Raw genomic sequence first — 15,009 nt, forward strand, 5'->3', positions numbered from 1 at the left:
GAGTCTTTTTTCAGTGAAACGAAGGCGACTGCCAAAAGGCTTGGCATCAGCCAAGTTTTCTAAAAATGAAAGCAGGTGAGAAAACTGGACGGTGACGGTTCCTACGGAGGAATAGAAATCTACAATAGTATAAAGCAGGAAAAAGTCTTAGTTTTCTTACGATTTTTTGAAGATTGAAAATAGTTCTGTCATCAAGCAGATAGCTTTTTTCATTTGGATTCTGAGACTTTCTTCCTGCGGAAAACGGGGGGGAAGCTGTGCTCAGAATCTATAAAAACGATGGAATTAATTACCAGGAACATGACCTGAACAGCCTGACGCGAAATGCCTGGGTCAACCTTGTTAATCCTGCGTCAGATGAACTTGTTCTGATTGCGGAAAAAACCAACTGCCCGCTTGATTTTCTCAAAGCGGCGCTTGATGAGGAAGAACGTCCGCGTATTGAAATTGAAGATGATTCTGCGCTTATTCTTATTAATATACCGGTCATGTTAAGTGAGACGAGTTATGACACGTTGCCTTTGGGTATCGTTATAACGACTGAAAACATTATCACGGTCTGTCTCGAAAATAACCCCGTTGTTCTCGAATTTAATGAGTATAACCGGCGGTCTTTCAATACGGCCAAGCGAACAAGGTTTTTGTTTCAGATCCTCTACAAGTCCGCAACGTATTATTTAAGATATCTGCGCCAAATCAGCAGGTTAAGTGAACAAATTGAAGTGGATCTGCGCAGAACCATGAAAAACAAACAACTATTCGAACTGATGGATCTCCAGCAGGGTTTAACGTACTTTACTTCCTCGCTTCGTTCCAATGGCATTGTTATGGATCGGCTGCTGCGTATCCGCTCGAATAATCAGTGCCGGCATCTCATTCAGATTCATGAAGAAGATGAAGATTTGCTGGAAGATGTCATCATTGAAAATAATCAGGCTGTTCAGATGGTTGAGATGTACAGCAGGATCCTTACGAATCTGACAGATACGTTTGCATCCATTATTTCGAACAACTTGAATATGGTCATGAAATTCTTAACGTCGATGACGATTATTTTAGCGATCCCGACGATGATCGCAAGTTTCTGGGGAATGAATGTCAATGTCCCTTTCCGCGATTCAAATCCATATGGGTTTGTCTTCGTCGTGGCGATTGCTGCGCTGGTTACGGGAACTGCAGTATATATCCTGATTCGAAGGAAGATATTATAAGAAAAGATATTCAGTCTAAGAAAAAAGATATTCAGTCTAAGATGGCGCTTCATTTGAGGCGCTTTTCCTATTACTTTATATACTCAAAATCAACGCCATGTAGTCTATCCGCGCCCAAGCGGAGCACGATGCGGAGCGCGGCTTTTTGACGGCCACGGATGGCCTAATGTCGCGGTGCCATGGATGGCAAGGAGCGACGCGCCAAGGAGGGCGCAATAGCCGAAGAGCGGTTAGGGTACATGGCGTAAACCCAAAATGATAAGAAAATACCGCTAATAGTTTTGTGAGCTATTAGCAGTATACGAATACAAAAGATTCTTTACAAAAAAGACTAAGTAAGAATAGAACATTAGCGGTCAAAATAGATGTTTTTGCTGCTCGCATTCAGCGGGATTGCGACAGCGATATCCCCCTCTATTAACCCTATTTTTTTCGCAACGGCGCCTGCGGAATACATGATGCGGTTATCCGCGTTGAGCGTTCCGGCTGTCTTTACGGCTGACCCGAGTGCAATACCCAGGTCAATCAGGCGCCAGGGACAAAGCGGACCGTTAAATTCCGGCCCTTGCGCGACAGCTTCGAGCATCGTGCAGTTTGGATGGCCGCAGGCGCCGCAGTTTAAGCCGGCATGTTTGGCATCCTTCAGAGAAAGTAAAACCAGCGCCTGAGAATTACGTATATTGGCAGCATCACGGTTGAAAAACTTCTTCCCATTTTCCTCGCTGCACTTCGACATTTCATCGGCCAGATAGGTCAGTACAGCTGGCTCTGTAATGACCTTTACGTTTATGTAATCCTGTCCTTTTGCTTTCGGGGCGGTGACTGCGGACAAAGCCATAAGCTCAGCTACGGTTTTCATAATTTCCATATTCCTGTTTCTCCCTTCAAAATGGTGCGCTGTTCTAGTGTTTTTGATATTTTGTAAGTATAATAGTACTATTATTATAACGAATTACCAGAACTTTGTAAAAATCTGCACGCCATTATATCCATGTTTTTTAAGATCGACAAGGGTATTTAAAGGGTATTTAAATGAGGTGGAACTGATTTGACCGAAAAAATATTGACAGTATCGGAAATCAACCGGGAAATCAATGACGCGCTGAAAAAACATAACGGTTTATGGAATTGCTGGGTGACAGGCGAGATATCCAATTTCAAAGATCATATTCCGTCAGGTCACTGGTATTTTACGTTGAAAGATAAAGAAGCCGGCATTAAAACCGTAATGTTTAAAACCAGGAATCTGACGGCCGGTTTTCAGCCTCAAAACGGAATGAAGGTGTTGATCCGGGGAAGTATCCGTCTTTATGAAAAAGACGGCAGCGTCCAGCTGTATGCGGAAGAAATCTGCCCGAGCGGCATCGGCGCTTTATATCTGGCATTTGAACAGCTAAAGAGCCGGCTGGCTGCCGAAGGACTGTTCGCCACAGAGAAGAAGAAACCGATTCCAAGATTTCCTTCGAGGGTGGCCATTGTGACCAGTTCTACCGGAGCAGCGCTGAAGGACATCTTGCATATTGCCCGAAGACGCAATCCATTGGTTTCTTTAATCATTATTCCTTCTGCGGTTCAGGGTGAGGCAGCACCGGGAGAAATCGTCCGAGCTATTCAGCGAGCCAATCATTATGGAGAGATTGACCTGCTGATTGTCGGCAGAGGAGGCGGTTCCCTGGAAGAACTATGGGCTTTTAACACCGAGGAGGTGGCAAGAGCCATTGCCGCTTCCAGCATACCGGTCGTTTCTGCTGTCGGTCATGAAGTCGATTATACGATTGCGGATTTTGTTGCCGATTTAAGAGTGCCGACGCCGTCGGCTGCTGCAGAATTGGTCATTCCGGTCCTTAACGAATTGAAAGACGGTATTCGTTATTATGAAGAAAAACTTACACAAAGAATCCAAAGCGTTCTGCGAACCAAAAGGCATAAAGTGGAAGAACTGATGTCCAACTCTGCTTTGGCCCGCCCGGGCTGGCGTGTCGAACAGTCCAGACAGAATCTGGACTATCTCTCCACGCGTCTTGTCGAGGGAATGACTGGATTTCTGACAGAAAAGAATGGTATACTTAGGTTGTTAAGCGCGAAAATTGACTTATTAAGTCCTTTGAATATACTGGGAAGAGGATATTCTTTAGCCTATGATACCGAGGGGAAATTAATCAAAACGGTGAGACAGGCCGCGGCAGGGGACACTTTATCCGTGCGGCTCAGCGATGGGAAGTTAATCTGCGAAGTAACAGATACAGTAGAACGATAAGCGTTAAGCGATTCAAACGTCAAGAGAGGATTACCAGGATTGCCATGAAAAAGAATAATGATAAAGAAGCCCTCAGCTTTGAAAAGGGGATTGAAAAGCTGGAACAAATTATTAATGACCTCGACCAGAACAATGTGCAGCTCGAGCAGGCCCTGGAATTGTTTGGGGAAGGAATTGACCTGATCAAACAATGCAACGGCCTTCTGGATTCGGCCGAAGCAAAAGTCAAAGTGTTGTTGGAAAACAGTAAAGGCGAACTGGTCTTAACCGATCAAGATTAGGAGTACAGACAGAAAAATGTTTAAAGAACGCTATCATGACTATTTAGAGATGGTTGAACAATATCTCAATCATTTGCCGCTGGATCAGAATATCCTGGGCAGGAGCATGAACTATTCCCTGGTCGGCGGAGGTAAAAGGATTCGGCCCGTATTGGCTCTGGCCTGTGCAGAGCTTGTCGGCGGCCGTCCGGAAGAGCTTGTCTCGGAAGCTGCCGCGATCGAGCTTATCCATACCTATTCTCTGATTCATGACGATCTTCCGGCCATGGATGATGATGATTATCGCCGAGGTAAACTGTCGAACCATAAAGTGTTCGGAGAAGCGGGAGCCATTTTGGCGGGTGATGCCTTGCTTACGCTTGCTTTTGAGCTGCTGGCCGGGCCTTCGGCAATAGAGGCTCAGAAAAAATTAAGGGTCATCCGAGAGACCGCTCAAGCCGCCGGCTGGCAGGGCATGGTCGGAGGGCAGAGCCTGGATACGCTTGGCAACCTGGAAAACAGTACGCTGGCTGATATCGAGCAGGTCCATCATTTAAAGACCGGCGCTCTTCTAAAGGCTTCAGCTCGTCTTGGCGCAATTCTAGGCGGAGGATCGGAACCGGAGATTGAAATCCTGACAAGCTATGCTTTATACTTAGGATTAGCCTTTCAAATCAAAGACGATATTCTTGATGTTGTAGGAGAAAGTGCGGTTATCGGTAAATCCGCCGGTAAGGACCAGAAATCCGGCAAACCGACCTATCCGTCGCTGCTGGGGCTTGAGGGGGCCAGGGAACAACTGGAAAAAACGATCTTTCTGGCGAAAGAATCCCTATCTTGTTTTGGCCCGAAAGCGGCGTTTTTATTATCTCTGGCTGACTACACCGCTGAAAGAACAAACTAGTACCATGTAACCCCTAAATCTCATATATCCTGGCGGCGGATTTCTTTTCATACTGCGTTGTCATCAATCGCCATACACTCGGTATGGCTCGCCTCCGACGGCCATGGATGGCCTAGTGTCGCGGTGCCATGGATGGCAGAGAGCGACCGCCTTGTCTTAAAAGAAATCTGCTCACCATTATATTACAATTTTAGGGGTTACAAGGTACAGATAAAAATGACGAATGACGGGAACAATGACAGAAACATCATCATGATAGAAAAAATTAATCAGGATGAGAGAGGATGATTCATCTCCATGAACCCAGTCTCTTCGATATTGAACAACAATATCATGTGGGTTTCGCTTTTTGCCTGGATACTTGCCCAATTCTTAAAGATCCTGATCAATTTTGTGATTGAGAAGGAATGGGATTTTGATCTTCTGACAAGTTCCGGCGGATTTCCAAGTTCGCATACAGCGATTGTGTGTGCCTTGGCCATCAGCATTGGCAAAACCGATGGCTGGGAATCTTCTCTGTTTGCGATTGCTGTTACGCTGGCTGTTATTGTCATGTATGATGCTGCCGGTGTCCGGCGCGCAGCCGGAAATCATGCCAGAATTATCAACTATCTTGTGGAATGGATGCGGCAGCACCCGACAGATTTTTTGGGTTATAATATTCAAGAGGAAAAGTTTAAGGAACTAATCGGTCATACGCCTTTTGAAGTGTTTGGTGGCGCAATTCTGGGCTGCGCAGTCGGTTTGATCTTTTAGTGACGCCAGAATGCAGCCCATTCTCGTGTCGTTATTTTGAGAACAGGGTATAGGATTAGAAAGGCAGGATAGACTTTTGGTTCGCAAGAAACAAAGTGTTCGCTATATTATTACCGTATTTATTGCCACGTTTTTTATTGCTTCACTTCTGGGAAGCGGAACAGAGGCTTTTTTAAGGTTTTTTTCGGTAAGCCTGACCTGGATATTGCTGATGGTTGTGATTACGGTCGGAATCCTGTTTGATATCATCGGTATTGCGGTGACGGCTGCTGATGAAGCGCCTCACCATGCCCGGGCAGCCAAAAAAATTTTTGGCGCCAAGCAGTCTGTCTATTTAATCAAACACGCCGATAAAGTCGCCAATTTCGCCAATGATATTGTCGGCGATATCACGGGAACATTAAGCGGGGCAATGGGCGCGACCATTATCTTAAGCTTAATCGCTAAATTTTCTGTTTTAAGTACCTGGAAGGTACTTTTAAATGTGTTGATTTTGGCCTTGATTGCTTCGCTTACTGTGACGGGAAAGGCCTGGGGCAAAACCATTGCGATTAACGAAGCAAATCGGATTGTTGATATGACCGGCAGAGTGATTGCCAGTGTGGAAAAGGTAACTGGACTGAGCATGACAAAAAATAAACGAGGAGGAAAATAATTTGCGGCTTCTGGACAAAATTGATTCTCCGACCGATCTGAAAAGCTTAAGCGAAAGTGACCTGACAGTTCTGGCTGAAGAACTCCGTCAGGAGATGATAGATATTATTTCAGTGAATGGCGGTCATCTGGCATCAAACCTCGGCGTTGTGGAACTGACCCTGGCGCTGCATAGAGTATTTGACACCCCAACCGACAAGATTATCTGGGATGTTGGTCATCAGGCCTATGGTCATAAGATTCTAACCGGAAGGAAGGAAGCTTTTAAGACGATCCGGCAATTTCACGGTTTGGCAGGTTTTCCGAAGAGAGAGGAAAGCGAATACGACTGTTTTGATACCGGACATGCCAGCACTTCCATCTCAGCTGCACTGGGCTTCGCCAAAGCCAGGGACATTAAGAAGGAAAATTATCATGTTGTTGCTGTGATTGGTGATGGAGCAATGAGCGGCGGGATGGCCTATGAAGCGATGAATCATGCCGGTAACAGCGACAGCAATTTAATTATTGTTTTAAATGATAACGAAATGTTTATCTCCCAGAATGTCGGCGCAATGTCCTCGTATCTGAACAAGATCAGGACAGATCCATCTTATGACAGAAGGAAGAAAGATGTCCAAAAGTTCATAAGAAATATCCCGTGTATTGGGTCCTCCATGGCTAAAGCAGCTGGAAGGGCTAAAGACGGCATTAAATATTTCCTGGTACCCGGTCTGTTGTTCGAGGAGCTGGGCCTGACCTATCTCGGGCCAATTAATGGACATGATATTGCGTCACTGGAAAAGGTTCTCCACCAGGCCAAACAAAAAAAAGGTCCGGTTCTGGTTCACATTAAGACCTGCAAAGGCAATGGGTATGAGCCGGCCAAGCAAAGCCCGGATATCTTCCATGGGGTAGGGCCATTTTCCAAAGAAACGGGTGAAATGGTTAAAAAGAATGCGCCGCCGACTTATACGGAAGTATTTGGACGGACCATTTGTGAATTGGCGGAAGAGGATAACAGGATCGTTGCAGTTACGGCAGCCATGGGATCAGGGACAGGTCTGAGCAATTTTGGCCAAAATTACCCCGAAAGATTTTTTGATGTCGGAATTGCCGAACCGCACGCGGTAACTTTTGCTGCGGCACTCGCGCTGGAGGGACTGAAACCGGTTGTTTCCATGTATTCCACGTTCTATCAGAGAGCGTATGACCAGGTCCTGCATGATGTCTGCCTGCAAAATGCCAGGGTCGTGTTTGCGGTCGATAGGGCCGGCGTCGTCGGCGAGGACGGGAAGACGCATCACGGTATATTCGATATTTCTTTTTTCAGAACGATCCCGAACCTTACCTTGATGGCGCCTAAAGATGAAAATGAACTTAAACATATGATTCATACAGCGCTCACCTTGGACAACCCGGTAGCTGTCCGGTACCCGAGGTCGGCCGGTGTCGGTGTGAAGATTGATAAGGAATTCAAAACATTGCCGAAAGGCAAAGCGGAACTGCTGCGAGAGGGCCAGGATATTACCCTGATCGGTTTTGGGCCGGTTGTAAATTTTTGTATGGAGGCTGCTAAGCAGCTGGAGTCTGAAGGTATTCAGGCCGGTGTGATTAATTTGCGTTTTATCAATCCGATCGATCGGGAAATGGTGACTGCCGAGGTCCAAAAAACAGGGAGGCTGGTTACGGTTGAGGACCATATCCTCGCCGGAGGGATGGGCAGCGCGGTACTGGAAGTTCTTGAGGAGGAAGGAATTCAAGGCACAGCAGTCGAACGGATAGGATATGATGATTATGTTGAACACGGTGCAATTTCGCTTCTCCATCAAGACTGCGGCATTACGATTGAGCATATTGTCAGTGTTTCCAGAGAACTGATGAAGAATAGATTTTAATGAATAGATCTTAATGATGAAAATAGATATCTATCTACTAGAGCAAGGATGGGCATATCGTGGCCAAAAATAAATCCCGACTCGATCTTCTTCTAGTCCAAAAAGGATTGGTTGAAAGCAGAGAAAAAGCTAAAGCTTTAATTATGGCCGGAAAAGTCTATAAGGACAATCTTCGTCTTGACAAACCAGGCATCATGCTGGAAGAAGATACGGGTCTGATTGTCAAGGGAGAGATCCATCCTTACGTTTCGCGCGGAGGTCTGAAACTGGCCAAGGCGATGGACGTATTTCAGCTGGATCTGAAGGATAAGGTCATTGCCGATATCGGGGCGTCTACCGGCGGATTTACAGATTGCGCACTGCAGAATGGGGCTTCCAGGGTCTATGCGGTCGATGTTGGCTACGGTCAGCTGGCTTGGAGGCTGCGCAGTGACGAAAGAGTGGTCTGCCTGGAAAGAACCAATGCGCGTTACCTGACTGCGGACAGTCTTCCGGAAAAAGTGGACTGGATCGTATGTGATGTTTCATTTATTTCCCTGACCAAGATTTTTCCCTCGATGACAGCGATTTTGAAAGAAAGCGGACAGGCGCTGGTCCTCATCAAACCGCAATTTGAGGCCGGACCCGAGAATGTCGGCAAAAACGGTGTTGTCAGAGACCCGCAAGTTCACCGGGGGGTTCTGCAAAACGTCCTGTCTGAAGCTCAAAAACAGGGATTTCAGGTCAAGGGACTGGATTTTTCGCCAATTCGCGGTCCCGAAGGAAATATAGAATTTTTAGCCTGGCTCCACAACGGAAATGAGCAAGAGGCAGCGGTATTCGACTGGAATCCTTGTCTGACTGAGCTTGTTCTGAAGGCTCAGGCAGGAACGGAGTGAACGGATGGGAAACAAGGTAGGGATATGGATTAACCATTCTAAAATTACGAAAGAGAGCATCACCCCTCAGCTGATCAATTGGTTCAACAGTCAGGGATGGGAAACTGTACCGGAATGGGACCAGGAGATTACGGAAGATGTTGACTTTGTACTTTCCCTTGGCGGAGACGGCACAGTCTTGAAAGCTGCCAGAGAAGCCGCCCGGTTCAACATCCCGGTTCTCGGCGTGAATTACGGCCGGCTTGGTTTTTTATGCGAGGTTGAACGCGGCGAAATCTATTCTGCCTTAAAAAAGGTGCTGCGCAATGAATATACGGTCGATGAGAGACTCATGATGATTACTTCATATTTCAAAGACGGTCAAAAACAGCAGGATATGGTTCTGAATGATGTCGTTTTTATCCGGGACAGTGAAGAGACGCTGATAACGCTTCAGGTCAAGCTTTCCGGTGAACCGATTGCGAGTCCGCCTTCGGACGGCTTGATTATTGCAACCCCGACAGGTTCGACCGCCTATTCACTTTCAGCCGGCGGACCTGTTGTGAGCCCGGATGTTCAGGCCATGTTGATCACGCCGCTGGCTGCCCATGCGCTTTCGTCCCGGCCCATGGTCATATCAAACAAGGAAAAAATAGATATCAGTCTGACCAGAGGCAATAAATGCCGGGTGACCGTCGACGGGAAGTATCTGACGACCATGAATTCCGGAGATGCGGTCCGGATTGAGACGGCTCCGATTAAAGCAAGATTTATCCGGCTTGGAGGAAGGAGCTTCCCGAAGGTTGTCCGGGAGAAACTCCGGGACCGCTGGCATGAATCATGAGGGCATGAACGGTGTCTTTAATCCGAAGGGGATCGAAAATACGCAGACAATGTTAAAAATGTATCTGCAGCACCTTATCCAGCCGGGAGATCAGGTGATTGATGCTACGGCAGGACGCGGCAAGGACACCCTTTTTCTGGCGGAATGCGTGGGTCCTGAAGGCCGGGTGTTTGCGTTTGATATTCAGGAAGAAGCTATCCAATCAACCCGGGAACTGCTCACAGCGCATAAGATGCTCGACAGGGTCGCCTTATTCCGGGAGAGTCACACAGAGATTGGGTGCCTTGTTCCGCAAGGAATCAGAGCTGCCGTTTTCAATCTCGGATATTTGCCCGGGAGCAGTCAGACAATCATTACCGAGCCGGAGACAACGCTTCGGGCGGTAAATGATACGTTGAAGCTGCTGGTTGCCAAAGGGGTCATCATGTTGACCGTCTATCGCGGACACAGCCGCAGCTTGGAAGAAGCAAATACACTGAATGCCTATGCAGCAGAACTGTCCAAGAAGGATTTTCATGTCCTGCAGGGAATGTATCTAAATCAAGGTGAGACATCTCCATATTGGCTAACAATTCAGAAGAACAGAGGTGATCATTCATGAAAAGCCGCCGTCAGAAAAAAATCCAGGAACTGATTACCAATGAACCGGTTAAAACGCAGGAAGAATTAGCGCAAAGGCTGCTCGAAGAGGGCTTTAATGTCACACAGGCCACTGTTTCGCGGGATATCAAGGAGATGGGTCTGATCAAGATATCCGGCTCGGACGATGAATACCGTTATGCCATTCAGGCTGAAGCGCATCCTCCCGGGTATCAGGAAAGATTGAAACGAATGTTCAAGGAAGTCGTGATCTCGTTCGACAGCAGCGGAAACATCATTGTGATCAAGACCATACCGGGGAATGCGCAGGCGATGGCGTTGCTGCTTGACAATATCGGCTGGAAAGAAGTGATCGGCACTGTAGCCGGCGATGATACCATCTTTCTTCTGATCAAACCTAAAGAACAAACAGAAATCATTCTGGAAAGACTAACCGAACTGAGCTGAGCCATGCCTTAAAATCATGGATTGACTGAGTATGCAAAGAGGAGGAGACCTATGCTCGTAGAACTTCGCATCAAAGATTTTGCACTGATGGAAGATGTCCATTTGGTTTTTGATAAAGGCTTGTCTGTTTTTACAGGGGAGACAGGAGCCGGAAAATCCATGCTGGTCGATGCGTTGGGTTTGCTTCTGGGCGGAAGAGCCAGCAATGAATTTCTGCGGCATGGCAAGGACAAAGCGTGTGTGGAAGGGATTTTTTCCAATCTGCCGCTGAAATTGACTGAAATGTTGCAGGACGAAGGATATCCGCTCGAAGATGATCTGCTGTATCTGTATCGGGAAATCAATGATTCCGGCCGGAATGTCTGCCGTGTTCAGGGCAGAACCGTCCCGTTATCCCTGTACCGGACATTCTGTGAAGGACTCGTAGACATTCACGATCAGATGGAGCACCAGTCACTGCTGCAGGCCGAAACCCAAAGGGAGCTCTTAGACAGTTTCGGCGGCGAGGAGCATTTAAAACTGCTGAAACAAGTCAGGGACGCGGCTGTCAATTACCGGAACACCATGTCCAGAGAAAGAGAACTCCTGCGTTCGGAGCGGGACAGGGAGAAAAGGGAAGAAATACTGCGTTACCAGATTGAGGAAATTGACCGGATTGCACCGGTTTCCGGTGAAGAGGAATCTCTGGAACAGGAGAAAAAGTTTCTGCTGAATGCCGAGAAGATCGTCAGTCTTGTCAATGAAGCCTATGATGAACTATATGCCGGAACCAAAGAAACCTCTGATTCTGCTTTTGATATGATTGGGTCAGCCACAGAAAAAATGGGGGAACTCTCGGCGCTTGATCCTGAGATTGAAGAGCTGCATAAGAACCTTGAAGAGATCTATTTCAGTCTTGAAGATTATGTGACCAAACTGCGGTCCTATAAAGACAGGCTGGATTTTGAACCAGGAAGGCTTGACGAAATTGAAACCCGCCTGATTGATCTCGGTAAGCTCAGAAAATATGCGTATACGATTGAAGCTGTTTTGGAAAGACGGGTTGAAATGGGAGAAGAACTTGAAGAAATTGCCCATCTTCAGGATGAAAAGGAAAATATCCGGCGCGAAAAGAAAGAAGCGCTGACAACGTATAATAATCTGGCGGAGGAACTCAGCCTGAACCGCGGGATTCAGGCTGAACGAATTGAAAAGGGCCTGGCAGACGAATTGCTCGATTTGGGGTTAAACGAGGCCAGAATCGAAATCATATTCTCACCAGTCACTGAACCGTCGCCCGAAGGTGCGGAACAGATCGAATTTTATTTTTCCGCGAATGTCGGAGAACCTCCCAAGCCTTTGGCCAAAGTGGCTTCAGGCGGAGAAATGGCCAGGATCATGCTGGCTTTCAAAAGCTTATTATCGAAAGTGGAAACTGTGGATACGTTTGTTTTCGATGAAGTGGACAGCGGAGTCGGCGGCAGAACGATCATGAAGGTCGCTGAAAAGCTTGAAAAAATATCTGAGAACAGACAAGTGCTCTGCATTACCCACTCGGCGCCTATCGCGGCATTTGCCGACAGCCATTTTGGCATTGATAAAGTCGTTGTGGAAGACCGGACACAGACCAAAGTCAATCGGCTTGGCGAAAGTGAAAGGGTCCAGGAAATGGCCCGAATGCTTGGCGGTGAAAGCGTCGCGCTAAGCCTTGCGGAGGAATTATGGCAGCAGGCCAAAAAATAAATTAACAGGCCAAAAAATGAATTAAAATGTAATAAAAAAAGTACCCTGTTATTTCGCATACAAAAGCGACAGCAGGGTACTTTTTTAATACGGGCTTCCTTTACGACTTCTTTAAGCTTTGTTTATACAGGTAATCGATCAGTACGACAATCCCGCCCACGAACAAATTTAAATAATAGACGATGAATCTCCAGAGCATGATCGCATAGATCATAACACCGGAAGGAAAAACCAGCCCGAATATCAGGTAAAATCCTCCCTCAGATGCTCCGGCATTTCCAGGCGTCGGAATGTAATTAATCGCCATGTAATGCAAAGACTGCACAGCAAGAATATCAAACAGGGACGCGTCTCTTAAACCAAATGACAGATAGACAAAATAGGTTACGCAAAAGTACACGATGACTTGAATCAACGTATAGAGACAGGTTAGAAGCAGAGCTTTGCGGTCTCTCAGGAACAAGCGCAGAGAACTTCTGTATTCCTCAATATGACTGGAAAAGATTTGATCATTCATATTCTTGGCCAGTTTGATTTTATGAAGCAATCTTAAGATCAGAAGGCAGACCTTTTTCACAATCAAACTGTTGTAACAGAGCAAAAGAAGAGCCAGCGTCGATATGATATTGATCATAAAACCTATAGCAATGAAGGTTTTGCTGACAGCACCCTGCTCAAAGATAAAATCATACTTAAAAATAGCCATAACCAAGGCGAAGGCAGTCACAATAATATGATAGATCGTAAATTTATTGATCGTGACTGATGTAGCCAGCCCCAGCGGGATTTTATAGTCATTTTTCATCGTATAGACCTGCGCGACAGGCTGTCCTCCGCCAGAAAAAGGAGTAATGGAACTATAATACTGTCCAATCAGCGCTATTTTCATATACTGCCAAAAACGGATACCTTGATCAGAGATCTCAACAATCACTTTAATAATTAACGCATCAAAAAACCAAAAAAGGACCATGCAGACAAATGCCAGGAATAACAGCCCTCCATCAGTTATGGCGATCAGGTGAGGTATAATACTAAATTTCGAACTGGAAATCAATATCCAGACGGTCACGGCAATGACCAGGGCTGTAAAAAAATAATTTACAAATATTTTTTTCATCGTTTGTTTCCTTTTATGACTATTATGAAGCCTATTATAACCCAACAAATGACAAGAGTGCTAGCTTTTGTCATTTTTTTATTTCGCCATAAATTTAAGAAATCCTAGAAAACATTTCACAGGATGAAACCTTTTTATAAGGGAAATCTAATACTGCAATAAAAAATTTTATTGTAGTATCTCTGCAGAGAAAAAAATACGTGAGGAGGGTGAAAAACTGAAGGGAAAAAACGGTTTGCATAAAAAACTAACCCGTATTATTTTCCGAATAGGAATTCTCCTCGTTTTTACCCTTAGTATTCAACAAATTGCAGGATTCTATCAGAAAACAGAAACCAGTCGTTTTTACCCGGTAATCAATTATCTCGATTTTTTTTCAGCAGGCAAGGAAGTCAATAAAGTACGGCCATCCGTTGTTCCAGGCGGACAATCCATTGGAGTGACCTTACAGACCAAAGGAGTCTTGGTCGTAGGATATGCTCCGATCACGAACAAGGAAGGCAAACAGTCTTATCCTGCAAAGGATTCTGGAATAGAAGTCGGGGACATCATTTTAAAAATTAATGGCATCACAGCAACGAATGATTTTCAGGTAGCACAGGAAATCGATAAAAAATGCAAAGAAAACAAAACCATTGTACTTGAGATCAAACACAAAGAAAAAATTCTGGAAAAAAAGATTCAGCCGGTATTCTGCTCAGAAACCCAAAGATATCGGATAGGGCTGTTTATCAGGGATGAGGCTGCAGGAGTGGGAACTCTGACGTTTACTGAACCCGATACGAAAATATTCGGGGCTTTGGGACACGTCATCACGGATATTGATACCAATGACCAAATTGAATTAAGTGACGGCAAAATCGTTGAATCCACAATCTACGCCATTGAAAAAGGTCAAAGAGGAGACCCCGGAGAAAAAATTGGTACGTTTATGCTTCAGTCAAATTTCACCGGTAAAATTGCCAAGAATTCAGCCAGCGGGATATTTGGTATTTATGAAGGTGAAGTCCGGAATCCGTATTTCAGTACCATTGTCCCTATAGCCTGGAAATCCGAGGTTGAGGTTGGGCCGGCTAAAATCTATACGGTTTTAAAAGACAATACCATCGAAGAATTTGACATTAAAATAGAAAAAATTATGCAGTACCGGACTGACAACAAAAACATGATTATCAGGATCACCGATCCGGAATTGCTGGAAAAAACGGGAGGGATCGTCCAAGGTATGAGCGGCAGCCCGATTATTCAAAATGGCAAAATTGTTGGCGCCGTTACGCATGTATTTGTCAATGATTCTACCCGGGGATACGGAATATTTATTGAGAAAATGATAGACGAATCAGGTATAACGAGTAAAGCAGCAGCCGCCCGCGAGGGCGGTTTCTTCAATACATGAATGCTTATTATATTTTCTTATTATATTTTATAAAATGATACTTCATACTGAATATATATATTTTTCCAATAGATCAGAAGGAATTGGTAAATTCTTGTCGAAGA

At 45.6% G+C, this 15,009-nt stretch carries 15 protein-coding genes; 13 read left to right on the plus strand and 2 right to left on the minus strand.

What is annotated here, in order from left to right; genetic code table 11:
- The first annotated feature begins 257 nt into the window (after nucleotides 1-257).
- The gene (locus DHBDCA_RS02235) at nucleotides 258-1,211 is read left to right on the plus strand and encodes a magnesium transporter CorA family protein (protein ID WP_015042526.1); all 954 of its coding nucleotides are present in this window, start codon (nucleotides 258-260) and stop codon (nucleotides 1,209-1,211) included.
- 349 nt (nucleotides 1,212-1,560) lie between these two features.
- On the opposite strand, the gene DHBDCA_RS02240 is transcribed toward DHBDCA_RS02235, so the two are convergent.
- A complete protein-coding gene (locus tag DHBDCA_RS02240; protein ID WP_015042527.1) occupies nucleotides 1,561-2,079 on the minus strand; it encodes a ferredoxin domain-containing protein in 519 nt (172 codons plus the stop codon).
- 180 nt (nucleotides 2,080-2,259) lie between these two features.
- On the opposite strand from DHBDCA_RS02240, the gene xseA reads away from it, so the two are divergent.
- The 11 genes from xseA to recN all read left to right on the plus strand — a co-directional run bounded on the left by xseA (nucleotide 2,260) and on the right by recN (nucleotide 12,389).
- Entirely contained in the window at nucleotides 2,260-3,468 is a 1,209-nt protein-coding gene (gene xseA / locus DHBDCA_RS02245) for an exodeoxyribonuclease VII large subunit (protein WP_015042528.1), read from the plus strand.
- A gap of 44 nt (nucleotides 3,469-3,512) precedes the next feature.
- On the plus strand, nucleotides 3,513-3,749 hold the full coding sequence (gene xseB / locus DHBDCA_RS02250) for an exodeoxyribonuclease VII small subunit (RefSeq protein ID WP_015042529.1): 237 nt from the start codon (nucleotides 3,513-3,515) through the stop codon (nucleotides 3,747-3,749).
- Nucleotides 3,750-3,765: 16 nt separating this feature from the next.
- Nucleotides 3,766-4,632 carry a polyprenyl synthetase family protein gene (locus tag DHBDCA_RS02255; RefSeq protein ID WP_015042530.1) on the plus strand — a complete coding sequence of 289 codons (867 nt, stop codon included), beginning with the start codon at nucleotides 3,766-3,768 and terminating at the stop codon, nucleotides 4,630-4,632.
- Nucleotides 4,633-4,929: 297 nt separating this feature from the next.
- Nucleotides 4,930-5,388 (plus strand): divergent PAP2 family protein, encoded by a 459-nt coding sequence (locus DHBDCA_RS02260; protein WP_015042532.1) that lies wholly within the window; start codon nucleotides 4,930-4,932, stop codon nucleotides 5,386-5,388.
- 76 nt (nucleotides 5,389-5,464) lie between these two features.
- Entirely contained in the window at nucleotides 5,465-6,043 is a 579-nt protein-coding gene (locus tag DHBDCA_RS02265; RefSeq protein ID WP_015042533.1) for a hypothetical protein, read from the plus strand.
- Between the two features lies 1 nt (nucleotide 6,044).
- Entirely contained in the window at nucleotides 6,045-7,919 is a 1,875-nt protein-coding gene (dxs, locus tag DHBDCA_RS02270) for a 1-deoxy-D-xylulose-5-phosphate synthase (RefSeq protein ID WP_015042534.1), read from the plus strand.
- A 59-nt stretch (nucleotides 7,920-7,978) separates the two neighbouring features.
- The gene (locus DHBDCA_RS02275; RefSeq protein WP_015042535.1) at nucleotides 7,979-8,797 is read left to right on the plus strand and encodes a TlyA family RNA methyltransferase; all 819 of its coding nucleotides are present in this window, start codon (nucleotides 7,979-7,981) and stop codon (nucleotides 8,795-8,797) included.
- A gap of 4 nt (nucleotides 8,798-8,801) precedes the next feature.
- A complete protein-coding gene (locus DHBDCA_RS02280) occupies nucleotides 8,802-9,620 on the plus strand; it encodes an NAD(+)/NADH kinase (protein ID WP_015042536.1) in 819 nt (272 codons plus the stop codon).
- A complete protein-coding gene (locus DHBDCA_RS02285) occupies nucleotides 9,580-10,221 on the plus strand; it encodes a class I SAM-dependent methyltransferase (protein ID WP_242824949.1) in 642 nt (213 codons plus the stop codon). Before DHBDCA_RS02280 ends, DHBDCA_RS02285 begins: the two co-directional genes overlap by 41 nt.
- Nucleotides 10,218-10,667 carry an arginine repressor gene (argR, locus tag DHBDCA_RS02290; protein WP_015042538.1) on the plus strand — a complete coding sequence of 150 codons (450 nt, stop codon included), beginning with the start codon at nucleotides 10,218-10,220 and terminating at the stop codon, nucleotides 10,665-10,667. The genes DHBDCA_RS02285 and argR overlap by 4 nt, the downstream gene beginning before the upstream one ends.
- A 51-nt stretch (nucleotides 10,668-10,718) precedes the next feature.
- A complete protein-coding gene (gene recN, locus DHBDCA_RS02295) occupies nucleotides 10,719-12,389 on the plus strand; it encodes a DNA repair protein RecN (protein ID WP_015042539.1) in 1,671 nt (556 codons plus the stop codon).
- Nucleotides 12,390-12,489: 100 nt separating this feature from the next.
- Here recN and DHBDCA_RS02300 read toward each other — a convergent pair whose 3' ends face one another.
- On the minus strand, nucleotides 12,490-13,509 hold the full coding sequence (locus DHBDCA_RS02300; protein ID WP_015042540.1) for a lysylphosphatidylglycerol synthase transmembrane domain-containing protein: 1,020 nt from the start codon (nucleotides 13,507-13,509) through the stop codon (nucleotides 12,490-12,492).
- Nucleotides 13,510-13,744: 235 nt separating this feature from the next.
- Between DHBDCA_RS02300 and spoIVB the strand changes: the two genes are divergently transcribed.
- On the plus strand, nucleotides 13,745-14,905 hold the full coding sequence (gene spoIVB / locus DHBDCA_RS02305; RefSeq protein ID WP_015042541.1) for a SpoIVB peptidase: 1,161 nt from the start codon (nucleotides 13,745-13,747) through the stop codon (nucleotides 14,903-14,905).
- Nucleotides 14,906-15,009 lie beyond the last annotated feature (104 nt).

Origin of the sequence: Dehalobacter sp. DCA (assembly GCF_000305775.1) — a bacterium.
GTDB lineage: Bacteria > Bacillota > Desulfitobacteriia > Desulfitobacteriales > Syntrophobotulaceae > Dehalobacter > Dehalobacter alkaniphilus.